Source organism: Paenibacillus sp. FSL H3-0329 (genome assembly GCF_037963285.1).
Classification (GTDB): Bacteria; Bacillota; Bacilli; order Paenibacillales; family Paenibacillaceae; genus Paenibacillus_AQ; species Paenibacillus_AQ odorifer.
The window spans coordinates 1,927,882-1,954,347 of the sequence record NZ_CP150150.1 but is presented as its reverse complement, the minus strand read 5'-3'; the positions used below and the strand labels follow the sequence as shown (position 1 = coordinate 1,954,347).

The 26,466-nt window shown below is 43.7% G+C and carries 27 protein-coding genes; 2 read left to right on the top strand and 25 right to left on the bottom strand.

Annotated elements, in window-relative coordinates:
* Window positions 1-4: 4 nt before the first annotated feature.
* The 21 genes from essC to NSQ66_RS08265 all read right to left on the bottom strand — a co-directional run bounded on the left by essC (window position 5) and on the right by NSQ66_RS08265 (window position 19,144).
* Window positions 5-3,889 carry a type VII secretion protein EssC gene (essC, locus tag NSQ66_RS08365; protein WP_076141379.1) on the bottom strand — a complete coding sequence of 1,295 codons (3,885 nt, stop codon included), beginning with the start codon at window positions 3,887-3,889 and terminating at the stop codon, window positions 5-7.
* A 5-nt stretch (window positions 3,890-3,894) separates the two neighbouring features.
* A complete protein-coding gene (locus NSQ66_RS08360) occupies window positions 3,895-4,722 on the bottom strand; it encodes a DUF5050 domain-containing protein (protein ID WP_036684488.1) in 828 nt (275 codons plus the stop codon).
* A gap of 14 nt (window positions 4,723-4,736) precedes the next feature.
* On the bottom strand, window positions 4,737-4,985 hold the full coding sequence (locus NSQ66_RS08355) for an EsaB/YukD family protein (RefSeq protein ID WP_036684490.1): 249 nt from the start codon (window positions 4,983-4,985) through the stop codon (window positions 4,737-4,739).
* Window positions 4,985-5,482, bottom strand: a complete 498-nt coding sequence (locus tag NSQ66_RS08350; protein ID WP_036684491.1) for a hypothetical protein — start codon at window positions 5,480-5,482, stop codon at window positions 4,985-4,987. Before NSQ66_RS08350 ends, NSQ66_RS08355 begins: the two co-directional genes overlap by 1 nt.
* A 14-nt stretch (window positions 5,483-5,496) precedes the next feature.
* Window positions 5,497-5,979, bottom strand: coding sequence for a hypothetical protein (locus tag NSQ66_RS08345; RefSeq protein WP_036684493.1), 483 nt, complete (start codon window positions 5,977-5,979; stop codon window positions 5,497-5,499).
* Window positions 5,980-5,996: 17 nt separating this feature from the next.
* The gene (locus NSQ66_RS08340; protein WP_036684494.1) at window positions 5,997-6,191 is read right to left on the bottom strand and encodes a hypothetical protein; all 195 of its coding nucleotides are present in this window, start codon (window positions 6,189-6,191) and stop codon (window positions 5,997-5,999) included.
* A 29-nt stretch (window positions 6,192-6,220) separates the two neighbouring features.
* The gene (locus NSQ66_RS08335; protein WP_218641693.1) at window positions 6,221-7,021 is read right to left on the bottom strand and encodes a hypothetical protein; all 801 of its coding nucleotides are present in this window, start codon (window positions 7,019-7,021) and stop codon (window positions 6,221-6,223) included.
* Window positions 7,022-7,098: 77 nt separating this feature from the next.
* Window positions 7,099-8,082 (bottom strand): hypothetical protein, encoded by a 984-nt coding sequence (locus NSQ66_RS08330; RefSeq protein ID WP_036684498.1) that lies wholly within the window; start codon window positions 8,080-8,082, stop codon window positions 7,099-7,101.
* Entirely contained in the window at window positions 8,060-9,532 is a 1,473-nt protein-coding gene (locus NSQ66_RS08325) for an ATPase, T2SS/T4P/T4SS family (RefSeq protein WP_036684499.1), read from the bottom strand. Before NSQ66_RS08325 ends, NSQ66_RS08330 begins: the two co-directional genes overlap by 23 nt.
* Window positions 9,533-9,545: 13 nt before the next feature.
* Window positions 9,546-10,373, bottom strand: a complete 828-nt coding sequence (locus tag NSQ66_RS08320; protein WP_036684503.1) for a hypothetical protein — start codon at window positions 10,371-10,373, stop codon at window positions 9,546-9,548.
* Window positions 10,352-11,233 carry a hypothetical protein gene (locus NSQ66_RS08315; RefSeq protein ID WP_036684504.1) on the bottom strand — a complete coding sequence of 294 codons (882 nt, stop codon included), beginning with the start codon at window positions 11,231-11,233 and terminating at the stop codon, window positions 10,352-10,354. The genes NSQ66_RS08320 and NSQ66_RS08315 overlap by 22 nt, the downstream gene beginning before the upstream one ends.
* Window positions 11,233-12,597, bottom strand: a complete 1,365-nt coding sequence (locus tag NSQ66_RS08310) for an AAA family ATPase (protein ID WP_038569542.1) — start codon at window positions 12,595-12,597, stop codon at window positions 11,233-11,235. The genes NSQ66_RS08315 and NSQ66_RS08310 overlap by 1 nt, the downstream gene beginning before the upstream one ends.
* A gap of 222 nt (window positions 12,598-12,819) precedes the next feature.
* The gene (locus tag NSQ66_RS08305; RefSeq protein ID WP_051491346.1) at window positions 12,820-13,731 is read right to left on the bottom strand and encodes a 5'-3' exonuclease H3TH domain-containing protein; all 912 of its coding nucleotides are present in this window, start codon (window positions 13,729-13,731) and stop codon (window positions 12,820-12,822) included.
* Between the two features lie 48 nt (window positions 13,732-13,779).
* A complete protein-coding gene (locus tag NSQ66_RS08300; RefSeq protein WP_038569540.1) occupies window positions 13,780-14,145 on the bottom strand; it encodes an arsenate reductase family protein in 366 nt (121 codons plus the stop codon).
* A 193-nt stretch (window positions 14,146-14,338) separates the two neighbouring features.
* Window positions 14,339-15,325: an RluA family pseudouridine synthase gene (locus NSQ66_RS08295; RefSeq protein ID WP_036684512.1), complete on the bottom strand. Its 987-nt coding sequence runs from the start codon at window positions 15,323-15,325 to the stop codon at window positions 14,339-14,341.
* Between the two features lies 1 nt (window position 15,326).
* Entirely contained in the window at window positions 15,327-15,893 is a 567-nt protein-coding gene (locus tag NSQ66_RS08290) for a cob(I)yrinic acid a,c-diamide adenosyltransferase (RefSeq protein WP_036684514.1), read from the bottom strand.
* Between the two features lie 170 nt (window positions 15,894-16,063).
* Window positions 16,064-16,321, bottom strand: coding sequence for an aspartyl-phosphate phosphatase Spo0E family protein (locus NSQ66_RS08285; protein ID WP_036683524.1), 258 nt, complete (start codon window positions 16,319-16,321; stop codon window positions 16,064-16,066).
* Between the two features lie 181 nt (window positions 16,322-16,502).
* Window positions 16,503-17,723 carry an aminotransferase class I/II-fold pyridoxal phosphate-dependent enzyme gene (locus NSQ66_RS08280; protein ID WP_036683526.1) on the bottom strand — a complete coding sequence of 407 codons (1,221 nt, stop codon included), beginning with the start codon at window positions 17,721-17,723 and terminating at the stop codon, window positions 16,503-16,505.
* Window positions 17,724-17,736: 13 nt separating this feature from the next.
* Window positions 17,737-18,237 carry an Lrp/AsnC family transcriptional regulator gene (locus tag NSQ66_RS08275; protein ID WP_036683529.1) on the bottom strand — a complete coding sequence of 167 codons (501 nt, stop codon included), beginning with the start codon at window positions 18,235-18,237 and terminating at the stop codon, window positions 17,737-17,739.
* A gap of 259 nt (window positions 18,238-18,496) precedes the next feature.
* The gene (locus NSQ66_RS08270; protein ID WP_076126401.1) at window positions 18,497-18,880 is read right to left on the bottom strand and encodes a spore coat protein; all 384 of its coding nucleotides are present in this window, start codon (window positions 18,878-18,880) and stop codon (window positions 18,497-18,499) included.
* Between the two features lie 30 nt (window positions 18,881-18,910).
* Window positions 18,911-19,144, bottom strand: coding sequence for a spore coat protein (locus NSQ66_RS08265; protein ID WP_036683535.1), 234 nt, complete (start codon window positions 19,142-19,144; stop codon window positions 18,911-18,913).
* Window positions 19,145-19,319: 175 nt separating this feature from the next.
* Between NSQ66_RS08265 and NSQ66_RS08260 the strand changes: the two genes are divergently transcribed.
* Complete coding sequence (locus NSQ66_RS08260; protein ID WP_076141378.1) at window positions 19,320-20,570, top strand: FAD-dependent oxidoreductase; 1,251 nt, start codon at window positions 19,320-19,322, stop codon at window positions 20,568-20,570.
* A gap of 426 nt (window positions 20,571-20,996) precedes the next feature.
* Here the strand turns inward: NSQ66_RS08260 and NSQ66_RS08255 are convergent, their stop codons facing one another.
* The 3 genes from NSQ66_RS08255 to NSQ66_RS08245 form a co-directional block, all read right to left on the bottom strand.
* The gene (locus tag NSQ66_RS08255; protein WP_051491295.1) at window positions 20,997-21,542 is read right to left on the bottom strand and encodes a hypothetical protein; all 546 of its coding nucleotides are present in this window, start codon (window positions 21,540-21,542) and stop codon (window positions 20,997-20,999) included.
* A gap of 211 nt (window positions 21,543-21,753) precedes the next feature.
* Entirely contained in the window at window positions 21,754-22,173 is a 420-nt protein-coding gene (locus NSQ66_RS08250; RefSeq protein ID WP_036683543.1) for a DUF350 domain-containing protein, read from the bottom strand.
* 31 nt (window positions 22,174-22,204) lie between these two features.
* A complete protein-coding gene (locus tag NSQ66_RS08245; RefSeq protein WP_036683546.1) occupies window positions 22,205-24,571 on the bottom strand; it encodes an endonuclease MutS2 in 2,367 nt (788 codons plus the stop codon).
* 152 nt (window positions 24,572-24,723) lie between these two features.
* Between NSQ66_RS08245 and NSQ66_RS08240 the strand changes: the two genes are divergently transcribed.
* The gene (locus NSQ66_RS08240; protein WP_036683548.1) at window positions 24,724-25,071 is read left to right on the top strand and encodes a phage holin family protein; all 348 of its coding nucleotides are present in this window, start codon (window positions 24,724-24,726) and stop codon (window positions 25,069-25,071) included.
* A gap of 71 nt (window positions 25,072-25,142) precedes the next feature.
* Here the strand turns inward: NSQ66_RS08240 and NSQ66_RS08235 are convergent, their stop codons facing one another.
* Window positions 25,143-26,210 carry a GGDEF domain-containing protein gene (locus NSQ66_RS08235; protein WP_036683551.1) on the bottom strand — a complete coding sequence of 356 codons (1,068 nt, stop codon included), beginning with the start codon at window positions 26,208-26,210 and terminating at the stop codon, window positions 25,143-25,145.
* Window positions 26,211-26,466 lie beyond the last annotated feature (256 nt).

The following is a 26,466-nucleotide window of genomic DNA, read 5'->3' as shown; positions in this document are numbered from 1 at the left end:
CATCCTAAACTCCTACTCCCGCATTAACTCGATTCTCCTTACTCCATACGGCACATCTTAATCCGGTATATTTATTCTTTACAATGAGATAGCCATCACCTTGCTCCCCATCTTTCTCCTGGATTCCGTAAGGTAAGGACACATTGTAAAGATTTTGTTCTTTCATTCTACCTAGCAGGATCCCGGTCTGTTCCTCTCGGATAGTCTTGCCCAAGGAATCCCAATTAGAGGTAAGATCATTTGTGTTATCTGCCGCTAGAACAGCTACCTTCATGCCGCGTTCTTGCTTCACAATTCGTTCAATCAGCTCATGCAGCATATACTTGTCTCCGCTCGTAAATTCACTTAGACGATCAATAACGAAGATTATCTGCTTCCACTGTTTCATCAGAGCGCCAACGTCACCACCGGACATTCTGCATGAGAGAAGCTCACTGCGTCTAGTTTCCAATTGTTCTTTGATCCCATCAATGAAATTGTCCAAATCATCCACGTTCGATAAATCCGTTACGTAAGACTGTTGTATCAGTTCATAAATGCCCATAGCAGATGAATCCAGCGCATATACCTCTAGATCCTGCTTTTCGCTCAGCAGCTTCATCCACGATACAAGTAAAGTGCTCTTTCCTGACATAGCCTCTCCAGCTATCATCAGCACTGGTGTTGCAAGAAGGTCTATAAACACAGGCTGTAAATCATTGTTGCCCAAGCCTATTGCCAGTTGCTCTGTATTATTATTGAGCTGCCGCAGATCAATCGTAGAAGGCATCACCGGAATTGGTGCGGCTCCAGTTAGATTCAAAGCCTCCATTCTCTTCAAGATGAGCTCGGTAGCGGTATGTTGATATTCAGGAAGCGAAGTCTGAAATTCCAAAGGCGGCTTGCCTCTTACCAATCCTCTGCCTGCAACCTTAGCGGGTTCCAAGCCTTCCGTTCGTCCTACAATACCATCATATTCACTCTTCTCAGTCATCTGGAAGCTGATCGCCATTTTGAAGTTAACCGAAAATTTATATCTGACCAAAGCACTATTGGTTGCTGTAGCGACCATATAAATACCGTATTTAAAACCTTCACGAGCCAGCAGCACCATTTGAGCGTCAAAATCTTCGTAGGTCTCCGATAAAGCAAAGTAGTTGTCGATTATGACTATAAATGCGGGCAGTTTTCGTCCACTTCTACGGTAATCATTGAACCCTTCACTTCCATTATTTTGAAACAGCGTTCTTCGATCCTCCATAACCCTGAACATAAAGCGCATAAATTGGTCAATTTTATCTTCTTGCTCCAGTGTCATTACCCCACCGACATGAGGGAGTTTCTCCATAGCTTTGAGTGAGCTTCCGCCAAAATCCATAATATAGATATTGACGTCATCCGGCGGATACATTAGAGCCAGCGATAAACATAACGTTTTGAGGAACACGGTTTTACCTGTACCCGGCGTTCCATAGACAAACAGATTCCCCTCAGATGCAAAATCTATCTCCAGCGCTTCCTGTCTCTGTCCTCTTGGATCATCCATGATCCCCACTGGCACACTGAGCAGTTTCTGCTGCTGCGGCCATCTACCATCTGCTAAGCTATTCGGCAGCAATAAATCGAGGTAGACTACTTCAGGCAGTGGCGGTAGCCAAGGCCCTTTCATTGGAGAAATCCCATATTGCTTGGCGGTTTCTGTAATGTATTCAACCATGGCATGCAGTTGGGAAGCAGACTCATTTTGGGAGAATTTCTCTTCCTCAAGCGGAAAGATCTGCTCGCTTCTACCATTCAGAGCTACCTTATAGATTCGTTTGGTCTTGTTCTCCTGTTTCTGCAGTTCGCCTTTCGGATCATAATCAGCACCAGAATACGCAGATTGGAACAACTCAAAGATCTCATCATTTCCGACCTGTATATACGCCCTTCCCGGTTCCTTAATCATGGCCGCATCAGGACGTTTAATAACATCCCGACTGTCAGCCTCATCCTGCACTTTAAGACATATTTTAAATTTCGAGTTACTCCATATCTGGTCATCCACTACGCCGGCAGGCTTCTGGGTGGCAAGGATCAAATGGACGCCAAGGCTTCGACCTACCCGGGCCGTACTTACAAGCTCTTTCATGAAATCCGGTTGATCCTGCTTAAGCTCCGCGAACTCATCCGCAATCATAATCAGATGGGGAATGGCTGGCATGTCACCTTTTACATTTTTGCTATAAAATAATTTCTGGTATTTATCAATATTGTTCACGCCATATTCCGAGAAGACACGTTGCCGCCGCATGAGCTCACTTTTGATAGATAGCAGCGCTCTCGTCGTTTGATTCCCATCCAAATTCGTAATGGTACCGACCAGATGAGGCATTCCCTTGAATACATCTGCCATGCCGCCCCCTTTATAATCAATAAGAACAAAAGCAATATCATGCGGATGGTAATGAATGGCTTGGGATACGATGATACTTTGTAATAATTCACTTTTGCCAGAACCTGTTGTCCCGGCTACAAGACCATGGGGCCCGAACCCCGTCTCATGCATGTCTAAATATAAAGCTTCTCCACCAGCCCTCACCCCTATAGGTACACTCATGCCCATATAGGTTTTGTTGCGGGTCCAGTTCAACATTACATTTACTTCAGATACCTTTTCGTTCTGTAGCATTTCCATCAGTGTGATGGAGGATGGAAGTGAGAAATTAGCACTTGAATTTTTGATTCGTAGCGGTGCGAGCTTTCTGGCGACTAGATCTAAATCTTTTATATCTGCCTGATCCGGAGTAAATACGATCTTCTCCCCGGTTAATCGATTGGCCATTTCACCGTTTTTTCCGTTTAAATGAATAACCGTTTTACAGTTCATGGGCAAATAAGCGGAATTCTTGGCGATAAAAAGGGTTGATACTCCAAGCTTTACACTGCCGTTGTACAAATATTTACTGATTAGCTCATTCTCAAGTAAGGAAGCGTCCTCTACAATAAAGAGATAATGGGGCAATACACCACCGCTCAAAGACCTCATCTCCCGCTCCTTCAAAGAGCCATAAATCTCGGACAAGGTCTGATGGGCAATGGCTTTACCACATAAAAGAAATCTGATATTAAAACCGTCATCCCATAGGTGGGGTACAAATTTCAGCCAATCCCATTTCTCCAATTCATCCTCTGCGGCAAGAACAATAACCCTGACATCGTCATAACCATGATGAGTCACAAGCTGTAGCAGCATCAGTTTTATTAGCACAGCTGTTTTATCGCTTTCACCGGCAATCCCGCATATTTCGGTAGTCAACAGATTAACCGTTATAGGAACGTTCGGGACCTTCTCAAATTCCATGGCCAATCTCTGCGGCTCCATCAGCAGCGGGTCTGTTTCAAGGATGATCGCCTGTTTGGTGTATTTGATGTGCAGTTCCAGGGGTACACTTCCCACCCCGATCCGCAGAGCCAGAAAATCATTATGTGAAGGCGTTTTTTCCCATAGCTTGTTATCCCTGCGCGAGATTCGTTGCACACATTCCGCAGGATCCGGGCTCATTTCATTCATGGCTTTCACCTGTTGTTCGCGAGCTATCGACAAATCGCTGCGGACATCGGTTATAAATTGAAGATATTTTTCTTCCCGTTCCTTCTTCTTTAGCTTATATTTCCGAATCTGAGAAGTTGCTCCTGTCAATGAGCCAATCAGTGTCATTACTGTGGTCGCAACTGAGATCAGTAAATAGATGGACTGTGAAGTCATTGCGATTAATACGGTAATAATCAACATTACGATAGGTGGAAGCAATATTCCGAACCAAGAGATCTCTGGTTTCTCGTTAATCATAGGTGGATTAGGAACATCAATTTCTCCCCGGGGCATATCCGGTAGAAAACGGGGCTGACGACTGAATTCATAGCTCATTAGATCTACCTTCCTATAAAGGTTATTGTCTCCGCCTCTCCACCAAATAGAGAGATTCGATGCCATTCACGACCACTGCAAAAATAAAGATCATTGTCCAGAACATGTAAATAGTCCGCGCTTTCCCCAGATATTCGAATACTCCCTCCATGCAATGGATCTACGCGATATATACTGTTGTCATTTAATCGGTTAGCACAATAAATATATTTGTCATCCGTGCTTATACTAAGGGCAACTATATTGTCTACCATAGTTACCGTATGACGCTCCACATCAAGTAGCGTCAAGCGATGTCCATTCTCGGCATCTGAAAAACACAGCTTATTTCCTATCCGAATCAGTAAACTTGTAACCAATTCACTAATCTTTTCACTTGCCTCACCGGATTCTGTGCTCCTCTTAATCCCATTTGGTGTAGCATAGTAGATTTGTCCTTCGTACAAGAGAAAACTCTCCACATGCTCATCAATCAGCCTCATATCACGTTTACCACTAGTAGAACAGCGATATAATCGATGGTCCTCCTCGTGAATATAGTAGATCCAATCTTCATGTCGCTGAAGCTGATAACAAGGTTTGTCTAACAATACTTCTGAATGTTGCTTTACAATATCAAGCTTACAGAGCACATTTCCCTTTAACTGATCACTGTAATAAAGGAAATTGCCAGCCTCATTCATGAACCAGAACAAACCCTCATAATGAATAGGCACAGCTTGATCATTCGCTCTGTCCAAAGAATAGGTTCCTGAATAGTTTTTAATATCCGTAATAAAAAGAGATTCATCAGCCTTTAGGATTAATCCGCCACTTTGCAGGTTGCCATTCATTTCATTGCCCCTTCTCAGATAAGTGTGAGCAGTGCGCCTTGGGCTACACCTTCTTGATCCAAGGTTTTACTATTACTTAATATTCTGCCTAATGGCTCAGCCTGAAGCTTAGCCCCGCTTCTCTCCTTTAAGCTCAAGGACTCCGTTAACATGTCTAACAGTTCTTCTATAGTCACAAACACCGGGACTTTTAGGTCCATTCTTAGACCTGTATCCGTTTGAAAAGTAACCATGATATAGTCCATTCTGATTATTCCTTTCATCAATTCTTAACGGAGAGAATATATTTCCTCTCGCTAATTAACTGATAATCTACTTCTTTGTCTGCTTCTTCAGCGAGCTTTAAGTATCTGGTTTTAAATTTGTATGTTGCCTGTGCTTTCACATTAACTTCTGATACCCATTGGCTGGTTTGGGTGTTCTCTATGTTAGAAAAATCTAAATTTACCGTAAAATCATTGTATCTATCATCATTGGAGGTAAATGTAAGCACGTTGCCATTATCGGTCTGTTCCGATACATTTAGAGCACTTTCGAACGCATCTGAAAAGTATTCTTTGAACCTCTCCTCGTTAATCACCGCATCCAGTCCACGTAGCAGTTCATACTCTAAACTCCGATCCTTGGCTGCCCGGCAAGCATTAGAGATCGCAGTGCTCAGCACTACCTTCTCTCTAAATACAATGCCCATCTCCACCAAAGGCTCCACAACAATTGACACTAGAATAATCAACAATACTCCTACTGCAATATTTTTCACACAAAGTCATCCTATCAATCTATATAGTAGTCCAGATCCTTATAATGTTTCAGGCCTGTCGTTGACATGGAGAAGTGGACCGGAATTTCACGCTCCAGCTTCTTTCCCCATAAAGTGATAGAGAAAGGATATACAGCTTTAATCTCAACCGTAAGCGGTTCGCCTCTTTGCCGATAAGGTTTATTCCATTCGTTCCCTTCATCGTAATATGAGGTTTCATCATCATTTCCAATCGCATTATCATGATCTGCATTAGTGACCGTAATGACAATATCATCGGCTTTATCTCGGTAAATAGGGCGCTCCTGTAATCTCTCCATAACATCCTCATAATACGATTCCTTCAAGTAGTTATCACCAGCTACAATCTGCGAAACACTATACGTCTCTGTGACCAGCGTTAAATACCATGGGAAAAAGAAAGCCAAATTTACAAACAGCAAAATCGTAACCGAGGTCAGAATGGTAAGTAATACTGCCTTTGCTATCCCTTGCATTGTGTTTTCACCCCAAATTAGCTAACCATCTTTCCAATCAAATCATCGAATAAGAATTCCCAAACATCATCGACCCATCCTGTCAGTACTCCACCCTTTAGATAGGTCACTACCACTCCAATTAAAATAATAACGCCAACCGTGATGGCAATTTGCTTGATCCCTACTTCTCCTTTTTCCTCCACTAGCAATTCCTTAAGATCTGTCTTCATTCGTTTATCCCCCTATAAATAAATTTGGCTTATTGAAACATCTTCATTGAACTCAGAATGGTAAACAAATAGTACATAACGATATAAATAGCCAACACTATAATAAGTAGAAACTGGATCCTTGCGCTGCTGCGCTGCCTACTCTCCAGCTCTTCTTCCAAAGCCCTGATTCTGAAGCCATCTAATTCATTCTTGAGATATGCCATCTGAGACACATTATCGTATCCTTTAAGCCTCGTCTCCATAATGTCGCAGAACTTGATCACGTAATGCATCGGAATCCGTTTCTTTAGCTGCTTAAAAGCGAATTCTTCTCCGTAATCAATATTGTCCAGCATCACACCGAGCTCCTCGGCTATATCAGGATTTGCACTAGGAATGTAATCCTTAAGCACATCTGAGAAATGAATGTTAACCGACTTTATATACTGGTAATAGACCATACTATAAAAGGCTGGGAAATCCAGGGATATATTTTTGTTCTTCTTATCGATAATCTTCTCCAACTCGACCACCGGATAGAGCCAGCCCAGCATGATGAAGATGGCAGAGATACAGCCAAGCAGGATGTTCACCTTCCATAGCAACAACATAATCACAATAGCACTTAGCGTGTACATGAATTGCTCGGTCCGTATTTCCTCTGGAGTTTTTTGTAGATCAAGTCGGTCAATGATTTTCTTGAATCTTAATCTTTCAGCACTTCCCAATAACCCTTTAACATATTTCATTGCAATTCTTCGTTTATATTGGTTGAACTTCTCTTTTAGCGCCGCATTTTTACGCTGCTTGATATATTGACGTGCACGTTTTTTCTGTTTTCTGCTCACAGGCTTGAAGAAGGGGTATAACAATATCTTGATCAAATAAAGGATGGAGAGCATGGCTATCAGCTTAACTAGGAATATCATTTGCGCTCACCACCCATGCCGACGTTCCCTTGGAGTACCTGACTGCGTGCAAAGCTTAAACAAATGACACTAATCAATATCGTGTTGATCAATTTCCCAACATTGCTTTCAAGCATAAATTCTCTAAAATCCTTTACAGTTAATGCGTACAAGAAAAAAAGCACAATGATTCCGGTTTTAAACATAAAATCTCGATTCATCTTTCTAAAAATCCGTTCCTTTTTAGAGTTAATCTCGCGCAGCACGGCATTTTCATCTACAATATCGAGGAAAATGTCTGCCATACCTTTTCTTTCGTTATATTCGAAGACCACTGCTTTTTTTGTGAAATTATCAAATTTGGGACCAAGCTGTCTATTTAATAGCGTAATAGCTTGCTTAAAGGAATAGCCGTTGTTGTCGCAATTATCTATAAATTGCTGAAAATATGGCCTAAGATTAGGACTGATATATTCATCGCTCTCCATCACCTTTTTAATGGCTACTAGTACACCTTCACGGGCTAACGGACAAATCACATCTTCGGCATCCATTATATTTTCAAGCCGTTCTGCTTGGATGGCTCTAGACTGCATCACGAAAAAAGTAAACAATCCTACAAAAATTGAAATCGTAATCACAAGCGAAAGCGTAACGCTTTTCATAAGCAGAACCACTAGCAGAGCTATAATCGCAAAGCAAATGCACAGCATTGAGGTAAAGCTCTCCAGCGTAAACGGCATATTAAAGTCTAAAATCAAACCCTCTACCATTCGATTGTATTTCGCATAAATATTTTCCTTCTGCCTGACGATTCGCTCCTTCTTGATCCGGTCAACATAACGCTTCGTGTTATACTTGCCTAGGTACTCTGCGAGGGTATCCATAACGTCGAGAACATATCTTACAGAACCCTGAAAAAACTTGACCTCAAAGATGGCGTTAAATAGTACAAATGCAGCCATACCAAGAAGTAGACTAATGATTAAAGTTGTATTCATCGAATTCGTACACCTCTGTTTCGCCCTCCAACGGATCCTTGGTAAAGAACTCAAACCTGCTTTTCTTAATTCCGGCCTTGAGCATTAGCTGCTGTACATTCTCCGAGATCTTTCCTACACGTAAATGTCTGCCAACAATTTTGATCATCTTCTTGCCTTCAATCATCTCTTCAATCACATCATCACAATCAAATCTATAGATTTGATTAATCAGTGGATTCAAGCCATCTGAGCCCAAAATCTCTGAAATTGAAGTCACTTTACGAGTACCATCTGCCAGTTTCTCTTGAAAGATTACAAATTTCACAGCACTGCAGATATTTCGTAGAGCAAGTTCCGCTGGCTCATTAGAGGCCATTAGATAGGCCGTTAGAAATCTAAAGATCGCTTCCTTATCCCCCTCTGCATGAAGTGTGGAAAAGAAATAGTGTCCCGTCTGTGCTGCTCGAAGCGCTGTGGCGAATTCACCGGGTGTTCGAAGCTCCCCTGGTCCAATCCAGTGAGGTGATTGTCTCATCGCATTAATAAGCAAATTTTCCATAGTCGCTGGGCTTGAGTCATCATCATCAGGGACCGACTCGTATTGCAACACATCATTCAGCACTCTACCGTGTTCGCTGTTATCTTCTCTTTGAATCAATCTCATCTCTGAAGGATTTTCAATGGTAATGATCCTTGATAGAGGATTGATCTCCTTCACAAGAATTTCATTTAGCGTAGTCTTTCCGCTTCCTGTCGGTCCCACTGTAATCCAGGATAAGTCTGATTTCGGGATCAAAGACAATAATTTATACATATTTGAGGAGAAGGATTTATTCTCAATGAGCATTTTCGGAACAATACTCTTCTTGCTGAACTTTCGGATCACAAACGCCGGTTGGTCATACGGTGAGATCTCAGCATGAGTGGCATTCACACGATACCCCTCAATCGTTCTGGCATTTACCATGGGTATCTTTGGAATCAGCCGAACCTTGGAGATACCTATAAGCTTGGCGATAATCCGTTCCATATGATCACGATCTGTAAAATTTTGATCCCACTGCAGGCTTCTTCCGCCGCTTTCCACAAAGATTTGATCAGGCCCGTTGGCTCTGATTTCATCTATACTAGGGTCCTCCATAGCCTTGGTAATGGGACCATAATGAGTGATTTCATTGGTGAGTGCGTTTTTCAACTCTGCTAGATCATAAAATCCCTCGACAGAAGGTTTCTGCGCGTCTACAAATTCATTTATGTATGCCTTAGTCATTTCGCGTTTTCGAGCAGGGTCGTTTTCTCGCCTATAGGCATGTGTCGTTATTTTCGTAATATATTTTTGGCATAACTCCAAAGCCTCATCAAAGCTTATGGTCGTATATTTACTAGCCAGATCCTCCATGTTCTCCTTCGGCCCTACCTGATGCAGTACTTTTTGCTGCATATCGCTAATTTTCGCACGTGTCAGCAAGTCGCTCTCCCCTTTACTGATCCGCCAACCGATCGGCCAGCTTTTGGATCTCTTTTTTAAAATATTTATTAATTAGGGGGTTATCTTTTATGTACAGCCTGCCCTCATGTGCACGAACTACGGCATCCTTCACAAGTGGCAGTACAGAAACTATGTTAAAACCCATGTCCTTCATAACCTTATAATCAAATTCAATATGCTGAATATTCATCATCACCACACTGGTGAACTTAGCCGTACTTATCCCCACCGATTTAGCATAATCCAGCAGCTTCACCATATTTATGGTAGCTTCCATCCTCTCTGTTGCCGTAAAGAATCCTATGTGACAATACTTCATGGCACCCAGACAAAATTCCAATGGAGGGTTGTTGGGAATGTCGATCAGCACAATATCAAACATCTGCTTAAGTGTAGTAATTACACGCTCTAAATTTCCAAACTCAAAATCAAAATACTCCTCCATTAGATCCTGTGGACTAGCTGATAACAGGAACAGCTTCTCGTATTTGGTCCGCTGCAATTCATCTCGGAAATCTACCTTGTCGCTTTTTAACACCTTAATTAATCCTTGCCCCTTCTTATGTGCAGGGACATCTAGAAATTGATATAAGTTCGGATAAAACACCTTAAGGTCAACCACACAAGTATTTAGACCCTTTTGAGATAATAAATATCCTAAGTTGCTTATGAGCATGGCATTATCTACACCATCACAAGCAGGTATAAAACCTACTACACTATAAATCAGATTATTCTCTTGAAGTTCGGCACCGACGAGATCCTTAGATGATATTTTCTGAAAAATGCTGTCGATTCCTAATCCTCTTTTCCGATCCACGATTCCACCTCTTTCTCCAAAGTGGGCAGTTGGTCAATGATGACATCACTACTTTTTCTGCTCAGTATGGTAATCAGAAATGAATTTCCATTAAGTCCTTTGTATTTGGCATAATTGTTAATTTGTGCACTCGTCCCCTCGAGGAGTAATGCTTTAGGTTGAATGTTCTTTAAGAAATCTTTACTCTTCATAACATTTTGTTTCTTATCCTCATCCAGTTTCTGCACCTCTTTATATACTTCGTAGATGGAATGACTACTTGCGTTGAGCATATCCTTCACAACAATGCTTTCAAACAATACTTCAGTTTTTTTGATCGTATTCGTGGACTCGGAATAAATAGCGTTTGGATTGCCACCCGGGGCATCCTTCTCCTCTACCTCATAGGACACACGGATACGAACACGGTCTCCTGGCATTAGAATATCTCCACCAACCTCCAGAAAATTATAAGGAAGCGTCAAGACCTCATTTTCCTCATTCACTTGATACAGCCATTCATTTTTTTGCGGTTTTTCATCCAGCAACTGATCTTTGTAGAGCACGCTGTTTTCTCGAAGATAATATGCGGACAGTTTATCCTTCACCGAATCTATATCTTCAGACAACACCATGTCCTCCGTGTATTCTTTTTTGATAATATTGTATTTCTCAATCATAGGCTCCGTAATGACTACGTAAGCCGGAATACCATCACTCTGCTTCACCCGCAACACCTCTACCACATCGCTGGCATCTTTGCTGGCTTTCGTAATGAACATATAAGAAACCACGATGATCAATAGACTAAAGAGCAATGCTGCAACCCGCTTGAACATTTGCTTATTGGGTGTCGCGTTTTTAAGCCCACTTAAATCCATTAACTACTCCCCTCCAGTAATCTAAGAAGTATATTTCCATATGCCCGCTCATGGTCTTTGTTTGAATATACAAGCGGCACATCGGTTTCAATCTGAGTATCAAAGTCCGTGTCATAAGAGATATGACCTGCCACTTTCATTCCGTATGTAAAGCTTTCTAAAAGACCGGATGTAGCAACTGCACTTACCTTGTCTGGTACGAAAATTTCACCTTGAAATCTGGAACGGTCATTATATTTGGTGACAATTACTTTTGATTTAGCATTCAAATAGGCCGTATTTTCCTTATTCAGTGTCTCTTCCACATTCCTCAGAGTGCTTAAAACAGCATATAGATTATTGGGAATACAGAGGCCAAAGCTGTCGATATGGATTAATGCTTCTCGAAATCTGTCTAATAAGTTCAGTGGTAGATCCAATAGGATCAAATTAAATTTGTTTCGGAGTAAGGACAACAGACCGACAAGTTTAGAGCTGGTGTAAAATTGCTGGATTAACTTGGGATCGGAAAAGCTGTAACCCAGTCCAGCCAGCCATAGGTTTTCTTTCAAATGAAAAGCCGTAGTCAAATAATCCTGAGGTCTTGCTAACGTTCGGATGAGAGATGCATTTATATCTTCATCCCGCTTGGTTCGTTCATGAAAGCTGCTAAAATACATATTCGTACTTCGATATTCGATATCCATATCCACGATTAATACATTCAGCCCCCGTTTACTCGCTTCACTTGCAACATTGATAGTTGTGCTGGTAATTCCGCATCCACTATGCCCGGTTATCGCTACAATACGACTAATCCCTCGGCTAATCTTATCAAGCTCCCTAGTAAGGGTATCCGTAGCCTGTAATTCAGTTGGGGCTTTCGGTTTCGGTTTAAAGCGATCCAGAAACGACCCTTTTCTGTCTGTACTCTTTTGGTGATTACTCTTATCGTCGTGAGGTCTGGAATGTTGTTTCAATTGAGGTTTGGTATCGGATAAATACTCAAGAGCTTCCTGAAATAGTACTGGTGTAATGCGTATGTATTCGTAATTCTTAATTTGGAGATTCGGATATCTATAGCTGAGATTCTCCCATTCTGTATCTTTCCTTATGTACCTGGTGAGGATTAAAATCTTTACATTTGACTTTTGATTAGCTACGAGCCAATTGATTAGGTTATTTAAATCACTCCTGTTCTGTTCCATCCTCAGAGATAATGCATCATCTGTTATTAATATGCTATCTATAGAAGGATTGATGTTTTGCAAAAACTCCAAAACACCTCCAAGGACTAATTCAGACTCGTTCACTACGTCCATGGTCCGACTGCAATAATTACCTACTATCTTCTGAAACTTGTGCGTGACCAAAAGTATCTTCATCTCATCATCACCTACTATGGAAAATAATCCCTATGTATTTCCTTTGAAATTTCATTAAACCAATATCCATGATTAGAAACCTTAATTTGTAATTCAGTCAAAAAAAGACATATATTGATAAATTTCCACATGAATTCGACAACAAAAAAAGCAGGTCAAGGATAGTAACCTTGACCTGCCATTATGTTTATTCACATTTTCATCAGAAGAGAACCTCTCTCCTTAACCCAGATCACCTAACTCAATCTGTACAATTCCCCGTTCGTCCTGCACCTCAGCGATCAAATGCATCAGGCTGCCGAATTCCAGTTCTTGAAATTTACGCACGGCTGTTTCCCGCTGTAATTGCCATAAAGCTTCTGCCAGCTCACAGACCACAGGCACATCACAACGGATTTCAGCCAGCTCCCTTGATAGATGCAGCATATCTAGGTCGGCTTCAATTTTGGACCGTACACCTTTAGGGAGCAAGTGAAGATTCTCAATTACACCTTCAACTGTACCGTATTCTGTTAACAGCTTCAGCGCGGTTTTCTCACCAATCCCTTTTACACCAGGGTAATTATCACTTGTATCGCCCATAAAGCCCTTCAGGTCAATAACCTGTCTAGGGGTTAGACCTTTATCCTCAAGCAATTCTGCAAGGTCATAAACTTTATAGTTGGAGCGTCCTTTTTTCATAATGACGACTTTAACATTCTCATCAATAAGCTGCAGCATATCATGGTCACCCGTCAGAATGTAAACCTCAGAATTATCGCTGTAACAGGATGCCAGCGTACCTATGCAATCATCTGCTTCATAGCCGGCAAGACCAATGTTTGGCACACCTAGCTCAGCCACCACTTCTTTTACTAGGTCAAACTGCGGAATTAATTCCAGCGGAGCTTCGATCCGATTGGATTTGTATCCATCATATTTCTCGGTGCGGAACGTTCCTTTGCCCATATCCCAGCAGCATACGACGTGAGAAGGCTCAAACGTACTTACTGCATCAAAAAAATACTGCAAAAATCCATATACCGCATTCGTTGGCAATCCATCTTTTGTCTTGCGAATATATCCTCCATAAGAGGTCGCATAAAAGGCCCGGAACAGCAGAGCCATTCCATCTACAAGCATTACCCGGCCCATTGTTTCTGTTCTCACTTATAAACCTCTCCCTTGATCGTTGTATTGATATTAAACATTAGTCCAAGTATCGGCATATTGGTCTTCTTTGAATCCCACCGTAACTTTAACTCCATCGGTGACAATCGGACGTTTGATCAGCATCCCGTGGCTTGAGAGCAGCTCTAACTTCTCCTGTTCCGTAAGCTGGGGCAGCTTGTCCTTCAGACCTAATGATTTGTATACTTCACCGCTTGTATTAAAAAACTTCTTCAGCTCAAGGCCGCTGTTCGCGAGCAGCTCACGCAGCTCGTCCACCGTAGGTGGCTGCTCTGCGATGTGCTGAAGCTCCAGCTCATGACCTTGTCCCTGCAACCATTTCACTGCGCTGCGGCAGGTGCTGCATTTGGGATATTGATATACTTTTAATTTGCTCATGCTGTGCTCCTTTAATAATCGGCTAATAATACCGTAACTACAAGGAATGTTTGGACTTCCGGCCGCTGTTGTCTACAGATTTCATCAATTTTACCGTTAAACACGGTTGAAATCCGCAGACAAAGGCGGTCGCTATCGCTCCTACAGTTCCAAACTTCCCCTTCGCCACTCTATCGCCTGAATCATAATTTTATCACAAATTCGCTGTCAGACCTTGCTCCAATATTTTCTCCAAGACTGCCATGTCAGGTGGCAACGGGGCTTCGAATATCATTTCTTGCAGAAGCACCGGGTGCTTGAACGTCAGACGCACTGCGTGCAGTGCCTGACGCGGTATGGAAGCATCGAGTGCTGCAACGGACTCCAACTGCTCGCTTTGCGTTGAAGTAAATTCTGGTAGATTGTACAGCTCATGACGATACATGCTGTCTCCAATCAGTGGACAGCCGATAGAGGTCATATGGACCCGAATCTGATGCGTACGTCCACTCTCCAGCTTTAGTTCAACTCTGGAGCCGGCCGAATACACCTGCTTAACCTCATAGCGGGTTAGGGAAGGATATCCATCCGGTGTCACGATACGCCGATGTGGCTCCTCAGGATCACGGTCGATAGGGCCGTCGATATCACCGGATAGCTCCGCAGGAACCCCATGAACAAATGCAGCGTAACGCTTATCCACAGTACCGGCGATCATCTGCTCGGAAATATGCTGATGGCTGTATGGATTTTTGGCGATCACTAACACACCGGAGGTTTCCTGATCCAGGCGGTGAACAGGCCGGAAACGGAAGCGTTCATTCTTCTGCGCCCAATAATAAACCACGCCATTGGCAAGCGTGTCGGTGTAATGTCCATGTGTTGGATGAACTATAATTCCCGCTGCCTTGTTAACCACTAGCAGATGTTCATCTTCAAATAGAATCTCGAATGGAATCGGCTGCGGTAAAATATCATCCGAAGTCTCCGTTTCCATGCGGATCTGCACGGTATCTCCTGCCTTAACATGCACACTAATGTATACACGTTCACCATTTAATGTAATGCCTTGTTCCGTCTGCTTCAGCCGGGAGAGTAGCTTGCGTGAGACATCCATCCGTTTGTGCAGGATTGTCTTCAGCAGGAAGTCATCCTCTTCTGGCGGTATGATATAAGTAATGGGTGAATAATAGCTTGTCATATTAGTCTCGAAACACCTTTTTACTACGGATGTATTCTACATCAGTAATCCCTGACCGTGTATTAGCCGTTCTAGCCAACGCGAAAAAATAATCCGACAATCGATTGAGATAAATCACCGCTTCTGGGTTTATGTCCGCATTTCGCCCTAAGGTAACTGCCCGGCGTTCCGCACGACGGCAAACCGTGCGGCATACATGTAGAACCGAAGCCAGCTGACTACCTCCTGGCAGGATAAATTTCTCAAGTGGTGGATTCTCCTCTTGTAGAGAATCTATCCAGCCTTCCAGCCGCTGAGCCATCTCACTTGTCACCATATATTGACCACCGTCAGCAAGTTTAACAAATGCTAAATCCGTACCGCAATCAAACAGCTCATGCTGTATTTCGAGCAATTGCTCGCGGACATCGTCGAAATTATCACTTTCCATCAGGCTTCGTGCTTGCCCTACAAAACAATTCAGCTCATCGATCGTTCCGTAGGCCTCGACGCGGACATCATCCTTGCCGACCCGGCCGCCAATCACTGAAGTCTGACCTGCATCACCCGTACGTGTATAAATCGCCATGGTTTAAGCCTCCTATCCATTCTTGAAATCACATACTGATAGTTTAAGCTTTCTGCTATAAGGAAGGCAATAAAGATAGCAAATTAAGAGTATACACAATAACACCGTCATTAGTAAGAGTGAACAACAAAAAGAGGACCCTAGGGTCCTCTCAAGAGCATTCAGCAGCACTATTTTCCAGCCGGACGCCCCTTCATGTACTCATTTATTTTGAGGTCCAATAAACTGCTAATTTCAATCACATTATCCGAAGTGAATGATTTTTCCTGCAGGAAAAGCTGCTCCATCTTGCTGCGGAGTATTCTAATTTCATCTTCCAGAGAGAGTATGCGAGCAGAAGCATCACCCTTGGGGGGTATTTTCCCATTTCCAGAGAAACATTTCCCACCATAGGAAGGTAAGTAATAATCGGCGCTAAGCACAATCATCCCTCCCAAAAGTATTATTGAGCGCGTGCTGCAAAATAGCATAAAAGTTAAATAAAGCAACTTCAAAGCAACGCTTAGTTCCAGAGTAAATGGATCCTTGTAAGTTCTATTATAGGGGCTAATTACTCTCAAAGTAAAATAATACCATAGGATTGTATGATCGGCTATAGTTCAATTTTCACTAATCCGTTCTCTCACGTGTAAGCTTTGTGACAAAAGCACCAATGCGTTCTACTGCTTCGTTCAGTTGAGATACTGATGTGGCGTAGGAACAGCGCAAGTAACCTTCTCCACCTAATCCAAAGACACTTCCAGGCACAGCCGCAACCTTGTATTCAAGCAAAAGCCGCTGAGCAAATTGATCAGAAGTCAGCCCTGTCTTGCGCACGCTTGGGAAAGCGTAGAAGGCGCCCTGCGGCTCATGGCACTCCAGCCCCGCATCGCGTAGGCCTTTGACGATCAACCTCCGCCGTTGATTATAGGAATCTACCATCCGGTCCTTCTCTTCCATACCATTGGTCAGCGCTTCAAGTGCAGCCACCTGTCCCATAGAAGGAGCACACATGACAGTGTACTGGTGAATCTTAAGCATTGCAGCGATAAGATCCGGGTGACCACAAGCATAACCCATCCGCCATCCGGTCATTGCAAAAGCTTTGGAGAAGCCGCTAACCAGAATCGTACGGTCTATCATGCCTGGTAAAGAGGCAAAGCTGACGTGATTAATGCCATAAGACAACTCTGCATAAATCTCATCTGAAATCACTATAAGATCATGTTTCTCTACTACCTTAGCAATCGGCTCCCAATCTTCTCGGGTCATTACACTTCCCGTAGGGTTACTTGGGTAACACAAAATCAGAACCTTGGAGCGCGGAGTGATTTTGGCTTCCAGGCTTTCCGCAGTAAGTTTAAAGTTATTCTCACCAACCGTTTCAATACCTACAGGTATCCCTCCACCAATCGCGGTAATCGGCGAATAAGAGATATAACAAGGCTCCGGAATCAGAATTTCATCCCCCGGTGAAATCAGCGCACGTAGCGCCAAGTCGATGGCCTCACTTCCGCCAACGGTTGCAATAATTTGATTGGCAGGATCATATTCCACAGCAAAACGGCTGTGTAAGTAATTTGCGATCCCTTCCCGCAGTTCAGGCATCCCTGCATTGGATGTATACCCTGTAAACCCTCTTTCCAGCGAATAGACACAAGCCTCTCTGACATGCCAGGGGGTCTTAAAATCAGGCTCTCCGACTCCCAGAGAGATGATATCCTTGCTACCTGCAGCCAGATCAAAAAACTTGCGGATACCCGAAGGTTGAATTTGCTGTACCAACGGGGCCAAATAAGAATCCATTGATTTGCTGTCTTCTCCAGTTAGCTGCGATTTATTCGTGATCATATGATTACTTCCTTTATGGAGAGATCATCAGACGGTTGTCTTCTTCATGCTCTTCGAAGATGATCCCGTCCTGTTTGTATTTTTTAAGGGTAAAATTCGTTTTGGTTGAAAGTACTGAATCGATTGGAGACAGCTTCTCAGATACGAAATTGGCCACTTCACGTAAATTCCGGCCTTCCACTTCCACCAGAAGATCATAAGCACCAGACATCAGATAAACTGATTTGACCTGTGGATACAGGTAGATTCGCTCGGCAATTCCTTCAAAACCACGCCCTCGTTCAGGCGTAATCTGCACCTCAATCAGTGCGGTTACCTTCTCATCGTCCACTTTATCCCAGTTTACAACGGCAGCATATTTTACAATGACATGATCTTTCTCCAACTGCTCAATCGCAGTCTTCACATCTTCTTCCTCCGCGCCAAGCAGCGTTGCCAAGAGTGCAGTAGATCTTCTCGCGTCTTCCTTAAGCAGTTCCAGCACTTTCCTCTTAAGCTCATTCATTTCCTTCATGCCTTCCCTCCGGATAGTTCGCTAATGACGGTACGCTATTAATGCGTCGCCCCGCGAAAAGAGTTTAATACTAATATGACATGAAATGTGCATCTCTGCAAACAAAATAACCCTATAGGAGCTCCCATGAAAGGCTGAGTTTATATAGAGCATACTCAAAAATATAGAAAAAACGCCCGTTCTACCGGATTTAACCAGTAAAAACGGGCGTTAGCTCCACACACATGAAGCGATTTGCTTCATTCGCCAACCATCATGGTTACATTAAATGAGAAGGCTGATGTTGTCCGTTAGCCGGAATATGAGCATTCTGAGCGTATGCGCCAAATTGCCCTGTTTTTTGTTGAACGAATTGCCCTGTTTGCTGTTGCATTTGCTGTGCGGTTTGAAGCTGCTTGTCCACATCTTGGCGCAATGCTTTTGCAGGTGCAGGATACATATTCAATTGAGACATATGCGTGTATAAATCACCTTGGAGTTGCAGTGTGTCCATGGTCATAGTATTAAAAACCCTACGAACCGCTGGACATGCTGATTCTGTAGCAGCTGTAGCATATTCGCGTACGGTCCGCTTCAAATCACACAAAATGGTGTTTAGTAAATCCTCATCCGGCATAAATGCTCCAGTATTTTGCGCGTTCATTAAATAACCTCCTTAGAATTAATATTGCAATTATTGTGGGCTTGTTGGCGCGTATTGTTGATGTTGTTGGATTAACTGAGTGAGCTCAGTCATGTGCTTGGTGTGATTTTGCATATGCTGCATACAAATTTGACGAACCTGTTGATTCTGTGTTGTCGCAGCCGTTGCTGCACATTGCTTAAGAAGCAAGTCCTCATTGGAGATGGAGTCAGCAATATATTCCAATTCTTTACCACTTAGCGCTTGCATTTGCGTTGATTGCATTTGTTGTAGTCCCTCCTTGTAGTTGATTCAAACAGGCATTAGTATGCCGCTTAAGCGCGCTATTTATTTGCCGAAAAGCACTAGAGAGTTATGACAGAAATAAGAACACGCTGCGAATGAGACGATAAATTGCCGCCAATACTAATCACGGCACGAATGAAGGAGCGAACAATTCATGAATTTAAATAGTGGAAGCACACCTTGGTCTAGCACTTTACAGAACCCTCCGACTTACCCCACTCTAGAAGGTACTATTCATTGTGATTGTCTGGTTGTAGGCGCGGGAATGGGTGGAGCTATGGCTTCCTACCGTTTGTCCTTAAGTGGAGCGGATGCTGTTCTGATTGAAAAAAAACGGGTCGGTAGCGGCAGCTCGCATGCTAACACAGGGCTCCTGCAAATTTCCAACGATAAATCATTAACCTCATGTATGAACACTTTTGGGCAAAAGAACGGTTTGCTCTTTTATCAGTTATGCCAAGCTGGGGTTAGGAACATTCTGGACCTGCCGGACAAGCTCGATATCGATCCACAGATCATTCCACGCAGCAGTCTTTTATATGCCAGCACATCAGAGGATGTACCTGCATTGCGGGAAGAATATGAGAATCTCGCAGCTAATGGTTTCGATTCTGAATTCTGGGAAGAGGAAAAGATTGCAGCTCTATACTCTTTTTCAAAACCAGCAGGACTTTATTCACGTGGGGATGCCGAAGCGAATCCTTATCGAACGGTGCACAGCTTAATCGCCAAGGCAGCGTCGAATGGTGTACGCGTCTTTGAACAGAGCGAAGCGAAACATTATGAGTTTACTAAGGATGGCGTGATTTGCCACACAGAAAATGGCCGGATTATTGCCAAGGATGTTATTTTTGCAATGGGTTATGAAACACAAGAGTTCAAAAAAGACCGGGGCGCTGAGCTGATCAACACGTATGCAGTGATGACCAAACCTTTAAAGGATCTTCCAAAATGGCATGAGCGTAGCCTGCTGTGGGAGACAGCCCGCCCTTATTTATATTTTCGGACAACTCCTGAAGGCAGGATTATTGCGGGAGGCAAGGATGAGCAGCTGACAGACCCTGAACGTCGTGAGGTCCGGGTAATCTCTCAAGGTCAAAAATTGCTTGAGGAGCTTGAGGCCTTATTTCCAGAAATCAAAGGCATTGAGCTGGAGTACTCCTGGGGTGCTGTGTTCGGTTCTACTCGTGATGGACTCCCATATATCGGCCCCCATCCAAAGTTCCCTCACTGTTATTTCATCGAGGGCTACGGAGGCAATGGGACTGTGTACAGTATGATCGCTGCGGAGTTGTTAACGGATACGATTGCCGGCAAACATCGGCCTGAGTTAGATTTATTCTCACTCACCCGGTCAGCCAAACCCTCTCCTTCTAAGAATTTGGACGTGATGAAACAAAGCTGATTAGCATAGAAAATAAAAAAGGGACCCTCCCACGTAGCCGCTCACGGCTTTTGGGACAATCCTGCTTTTAATTGCCTGCTTTAATCGTAAATCCATCATTCCATGAGCTTGCGGACTCAATTGACGTTATTTACATGTTTTTAGCCTTTAAAACAAGGTTTCGGACTCCAGTGATACTATCCTTGGAAAGAGGCCCATATTTAGGCGTTTTTCAGACCAATAGCTGCACTGGAGTCCGATAGCACTCCAAATATCGAATAATGTGGCGCTTAAGGTCGGCTGTGTCCGTTTGCGGGTTACTATGCGCATCCGTCAGTGATTACATATACGCACGATTTCGACAACGGTCAAGTAAGGTCCAAAAAAAGGAGCACGCCCCAGCAGCTATAAGCTTATGGGACAGCCCCTTTTTTTATATGCTTAACCTTACGCCTGAGCGTTGCTCAAATTGCGTACGAGCTGAATACGATCTTCCTGTGCCAGACTGTGCTGAACATGGAAGCATGAAGGACACACGTAAACATTGAGTGAGAATGGAGCGGTTAATACCGATTTACCTAATGTTGCTGGAGCAGACGGCTCAAAGCTGCTCACAGGCTGCTTACCCGCAAGGATCGTAAGCTCATGGCATTGAGTACATTCCGGAGCCTCCTCCTGAATGGCTAGAATAGCTGAAACACTCTCTTCGTACTTGTTCAAATCATAATCATCGCCGAATTGATTAAGCGTATTATAAATTGGAACTACGCTGTCTTTATCAGGCTCTCCCCAAAGATCATCGTCATTAACAACCTCTTGTTTGGGTTCTTCTACGACTTCCTCTACTTCTTCTTCTTCGATGCCGTCAATCCCAACAGTGACCGTGCGGTATCCGCTAAGCTCATTGTTACAGTGAGGACAATTCTCCTCAGGTCCAAATTCCTCATCCCATACAATTTCAGTATGACACCAAGGGCATACAGTTGTTTCCATCTTTTTAATCTCCTTCATACTTTCACTTTTAAATTTAATTCATCATTAAATAAATAATACCGACTGCTATAAAAGCAATCGCTGACAGAAACAGAACTCGGGTGAGAATCTTCATGATTTCCTCCTAAGATACCCCACAAAGAGTGGGACTGCTCATTTCAAAGCTTGTCCAGATCATAATCCTTTGCAGGGTGTCCTTATAAGGACGGATTTAAAAAATAGCCGCACCAATTACATAAGACAACGATACCGAGATCAGCATGGCAATAAGTCCAACAGCACGGTTATCCGCAGCGATCTCCTCGTCAATAGAGAATACAGGGGTCAGAAATTCAAATAAAAAATAGGCAAGCAGCAGCAGCAAAAAACCGACGACGGACCACTTCATTGTCTCATAAATTGAAACACCAGCTTCAATACTGAAACGCAGTACGTTGCAAATCCCGAAGATTTTACCGCCTGTGGCCATTGCCACTGCCAGGTTTCCCTTACGTATTTCTTCCCAGCAATTATATTTCGTTACCATTTCAAAAAAAGACAGAAATACAACCAGCCCAAGAATCGCCACTGCGAAGTAGCCAAGCAAGGCACCTAGCGGATGACCCAGCAAAAGATCAATATCTTCTTGCACGCTTTCCCCTTCTTTCTGCCGGGAAATCCCGCTATTGCAGCTCAGCCACAGTTACGCCCGCGCCGCCTTCGTTATAATTCCCGAGCCGATAACTCTTCACATGCTTGTGCTTACGCAAATATTCCTGAATTCCTGTGCGCAGCACACCCGTTCCTTTACCATGAATGATGGCGATTTGGCCCAGATTACCTAAAAAGGCTTCATCGATAAAACGATCTGTCTCCATGATAGCTTCCTCCAGGTTAGTGCCGCGCAAATCCAGTTCACTGCGAATGTTCTCATCACGGGAACGTTTGACGGTTGTCGCATGGCGAAGGGCCGTTGGCGCAGCTGTTGCCTTCGAGGAGAGCAATTCCAAATCATCCAGCCTTACCTTCATCTTCATAATGCCAAACTGCACCAGCGCCTCTTTAGTACCGCTTAGCTCCACCACAAAGCCCTTTTGGTTCAAGCTGTCGACTTTCACTTCATCTCCAGGACCAATTGTCCGTGGGGCCTTGGCAGTCTTGCGGGTAGCAGCCTTCTTGCGCGGTGATGGCTCAGCTTCATCCAGACGTCGCCGCGCTTCAATCAGCTTATGCTCTTTAACTGAAGCTCCTTCTTCCATAGCCAAGCGGCGCAAATCACTGATAATTTCCTCAGCTTCCTTACGCGCTTTGTCCAGGATCGCGCTGGCGTCCTTCTCTGCCTTCTCGAGGCGTTTCTCGCGCTGGCTTTCCAGCTTCTCAAGCTCTTGCTGTTGTCTGCTGCGTAGCTCCTCCACTTCACGGCGGATGCCCTCTGCACGTTCATGCTCCTGTTCCGCTCCCAGCCGATTCTCTTCGAGAGAAGCAATCATATGCTCCACGCGCAGATCTTCTTCCTTCACTTCACCGCGGGCATGCTCCAGAATCGCATGAGGCAGGCCTAGACGCTCAGCAATCGCAAAGGCGTTGCTTCGTCCCGGTACGCCGATCAACAAGCGATAGGTTGGGCTAAGGGTCTGGACATCAAATTCCATACTGGCATTGATGACTCCCTTACGCTCATAAGCGTAAGCTTTCAATTCGCTATAATGTGTTGTTGCGACCATCCGGCATTCGATCCGGTGAATATGCTCCAGAATGGCAATTGCCAGCGCAGAGCCTTCTGCCGGGTCGGTTCCAGCACCCACTTCATCAAGCAGAATAAGGCTCTTAGGAGTCATTCTACGCAGAATGGAGATAATATTAGTCATATGACTAGAGAAGGTACTCAGACTTTGCTCAATGCTCTGTTCATCGCCAATATCAGCATAAATGGCATCAAATACACACATCTGGCTGCCTTCCTCTGCTGGAATAAACAAGCCGGACATCGACATTAAGCTTAACAAGCCGATGGTCTTGAGGGTAACGGTCTTACCACCGGTATTCGGTCCGGTTACGATAATTGAGCTGTATTGATTGCCCAGCTCCACATCCAAAGGAACCACATGCTCCGCTGGAATAAGCGGATGCCGCCCTTTGCGCAGCTTAAGATAACCGCGGTCATTCATACGCGGCTGAGTAGCCTTCATATCACGAGCAAGACGCGCCTTGGAGAAGATGAAGTCCAGTTCTCCCAGAATATCAATATCGTAGGTCATTTCTTCCGCAATGTCGGCTACAAGTGCCGTCAGCCTGTGTAAAATGATCTCGATTTCCCGTTCCTCACGCAGCCGTGTTTCACGAAGTTTATTATTCATCGCCACAATAGACTCTGGCTCGATAAATAAAGTCGCTCCTGATCCAGACTGATCATGTACGATACCACCGAAATGGGCACGGTACTCCGCTTTTACAGGAATAACAAACCGATCACCACGAATGGTTACCAGCTGATCCTGCAGCATTTTTGCTACAGAAGACGAACGAATCATCGAATCCAGCTTCTCACGAATCCTGGTCTCTCCTCCGCGCAATTCACGGCGAATGTTAGCCAGCTCAGAACTAGCTGTATCAAGTACATCAGCATTCTCGTCTATACATAAGCGGATGGCATCTTCCACATGTTTTTGCTCCGATAAAACGTCGCTCAGTGAGAACAGGAGCTCAATCTTTTCTTCCTCATGCATAGCTGCCAGGAAACGTTTGACTCTGCGTGCGCCGCCAATGGTATTTCCAACGGCCAGCAGCTCAGTTGTCCCCAGCATTCCGCCTATAGACGCACGTTTTAGTGCAGCTCGAATATCGCTTACCCCGCCGAACGAAGGAATACCCTTCAGGCGGTCCACATTAGCCGCTTCATCCGTGGCTTGAAGCAGCTTCTTCACGCCTTCGAAATCGCCGGAGGGTCTTAGCTGCTCAGCAGCCAATCTCCCCATGGGGGTTTGCGTATATTGCATTAATTTATTTAAAATCTTGCGATATTCAAGCGTATGCAAAATTTTGTCGTCCAATTACAGTCACAGCTCCCTTCATAGATGTTTCCATTATACAGAATTCAGGTCAATTTCGCTATTTGGGTCTTATTTTTAAGCATAGAATCACGTAATAAGGTCACAATAAGAACTGCACATATCCTTAGCATGGGCCAAAGGAGGTTAGTACAGTGAATTTCTTAAGTCATGTTGGTCGTTTTGTGGTCGCAGCGCTTGTTCTGATGGTTGTTGGTTGGATTGTTCCACAGTTCACGGTTGGTGGGTTCTGGAGCGCTCTAATCCTTGCACTGGTGATTGCGCTACTCGGCTGGGTAGTCGAAGGAATCTTCGGCAAAAAAGCAACGCCTTTCGGTCGCGGTATCGTCGGCTTTATTGTCAGTGCGGTAGTTATCTGGGTCGCTCAATTCGTAGTCAGCGGAGTCAGCGTATCCATTCTGGGTGCCATTTTAGCAGCTCTGGTCATTGGGATTATCGACTTGTTCCTGCCGGTATCCACTCCATTTGAGGCCGCTAAGTAACAAAAGCTCTTCACAACACAGACCCCCTTATTCCCGGTTCTTCTCCGGCAATAAGGGGGTCTGTGTTGTTTTTATGCAAAAGACACAATCTCCTCTTTATGACTTTCAGCACAGTTGACCACTCTGTTCTTGCCTTGCTTTTTAGCGGTATAAAGCGCCTTGTCTGTTTTACGGAAGAGAAGCTCTTTCCCATCACCAAGCTGATAATCACAAATTCCAATGCTAACGGTGATCGGCTTGTTCCCAGCCTGCAAATGTTCAATTTGAGCAATATTTTTCCGTAATTTTTCTACTGCATCATAGGACTCCGAGAAACTTTTATCTGTAAAAATCACAGCGAACTCTTCCCCGCCATACCTAGCCGCAAAATCATTTAATTCAATCATACCGCCTACCTTGTCCGCTATCACCTTAAGCACAAGGTCTCCAACCCTGTGTCCGTAGGTATCATTCACTTGCTTGAAGTTATCAATATCGAAAAGAGCCAGCTGCAGTTGAAGGTTGTTGCTTTCACATTGCTCCAATAATGAATCCAAATATTCATGAAAGGTTTTATGATTATAGAGTCCAGTAAGTGCGTCTATCTTCAGCAGCTTATCCGAAATAGCCCTCTCCACCATTAGATCTTGGCCCGCCTTCGTTAATCTCTCTAAATTTATACGCGCTTCACGAGCACGAATAATTACTGCAATAGCCATCAGCACAAATACCAAAAATACACACTCTACCATCAAGAATTCAAGCAGCGGTTTATGTAGGAATGGCCGTTCCAACCCAAAATATACCCCAGCATAAAACACAATACTAAATAACCCCATTATGTACAGGAGCTTACGATCAAAATAAATAAGAGCAACCATAATCGGCATCATAAGTGTCATCTGAGCACCGTCAACAAAAGGCTCTAATACAAAATACATAAGGTAGGACACTAAAAAACCACAGCTAACCACCCCATATTTAGGGGACTGTTTACTATAACGCAGCCACAGCTCCGCAGTAATCATAAGGACCACAATTAGTAAATTACAGGCTATAAATAAATGCCATAGGTTCGTGTCCATTGTTGTTTTTATTTGGAGTCGGTCAATATTCGACAAAAACAGCAACTGTGAGATTAATAAAAGAATGACTACCATCCAATAGCCTTTTAAGATTCTACGGTGCCAAACCTCCGTACTTAGCGCATCGTTAATACTTGTAATATGTATCCCCTACTTTTAGACGTTAATGTAATAGCTTTCATTATAATAAATTTTAGTTATATTTTCATCATTTTTTTGCAATTTACGACAAAGTTTGAACAGTCTGCCTGTTCACAGATTTTTCACATTTAATCAAAGCACTTTCTTAAATTTTAAGTTATGATGTCTACATAATTGTCACATTTTCACT

Coding starts and splice junctions, on each gene's coding strand:
- NSQ66_RS08260 (WP_076141378.1), top strand. CDS start 19,320: ATGAATTTAAATAGTGGAAGCACACCTTGGTCTAGCACTTTACAGAAC.
- NSQ66_RS08275 (WP_036683529.1), bottom strand. CDS start 18,237: ATGAAGGAAATGAATGAGCTTAAGAGGAAAGTGCTGGAACTGCTTAAG.
- NSQ66_RS08355 (WP_036684490.1), bottom strand. CDS start 4,985: ATGAAAGGAATAATCAGAATGGACTATATCATGGTTACTTTTCAAACG.
- NSQ66_RS08280 (WP_036683526.1), bottom strand. CDS start 17,723: ATGATCACGAATAAATCGCAGCTAACTGGAGAAGACAGCAAATCAATG.
- essC (WP_076141379.1), bottom strand. CDS start 3,889: ATGAGCTATGAATTCAGTCGTCAGCCCCGTTTTCTACCGGATATGCCC.
- NSQ66_RS08255 (WP_051491295.1), bottom strand. CDS start 21,542: ATGGAAACAACTGTATGCCCTTGGTGTCATACTGAAATTGTATGGGAT.
- NSQ66_RS08295 (WP_036684512.1), bottom strand. CDS start 15,325: ATGACAAGCTATTATTCACCCATTACTTATATCATACCGCCAGAAGAG.
- NSQ66_RS08270 (WP_076126401.1), bottom strand. CDS start 18,880: ATGAACGCGCAAAATACTGGAGCATTTATGCCGGATGAGGATTTACTA.
- NSQ66_RS08360 (WP_036684488.1), bottom strand. CDS start 4,722: ATGAATGGCAACCTGCAAAGTGGCGGATTAATCCTAAAGGCTGATGAA.
- NSQ66_RS08300 (WP_038569540.1), bottom strand. CDS start 14,145: ATGAGCAAATTAAAAGTATATCAATATCCCAAATGCAGCACCTGCCGC.
- NSQ66_RS08305 (WP_051491346.1), bottom strand. CDS start 13,731: ATGGGCCGGGTAATGCTTGTAGATGGAATGGCTCTGCTGTTCCGGGCC.
- NSQ66_RS08290 (WP_036684514.1), bottom strand. CDS start 15,893: ATGGCGATTTATACACGTACGGGTGATGCAGGTCAGACTTCAGTGATT.
- NSQ66_RS08265 (WP_036683535.1), bottom strand. CDS start 19,144: ATGCAATCAACGCAAATGCAAGCGCTAAGTGGTAAAGAATTGGAATAT.
- NSQ66_RS08340 (WP_036684494.1), bottom strand. CDS start 6,191: ATGAAGACAGATCTTAAGGAATTGCTAGTGGAGGAAAAAGGAGAAGTA.
- NSQ66_RS08330 (WP_036684498.1), bottom strand. CDS start 8,082: ATGAATACAACTTTAATCATTAGTCTACTTCTTGGTATGGCTGCATTT.
- NSQ66_RS08310 (WP_038569542.1), bottom strand. CDS start 12,597: ATGAAGATACTTTTGGTCACGCACAAGTTTCAGAAGATAGTAGGTAAT.
- NSQ66_RS08315 (WP_036684504.1), bottom strand. CDS start 11,233: ATGGATTTAAGTGGGCTTAAAAACGCGACACCCAATAAGCAAATGTTC.
- NSQ66_RS08285 (WP_036683524.1), bottom strand. CDS start 16,321: ATGATTGTGCTTAGCGCCGATTATTACTTACCTTCCTATGGTGGGAAA.
- NSQ66_RS08235 (WP_036683551.1), bottom strand. CDS start 26,210: ATGGTAGTCATTCTTTTATTAATCTCACAGTTGCTGTTTTTGTCGAAT.
- NSQ66_RS08345 (WP_036684493.1), bottom strand. CDS start 5,979: ATGCAAGGGATAGCAAAGGCAGTATTACTTACCATTCTGACCTCGGTT.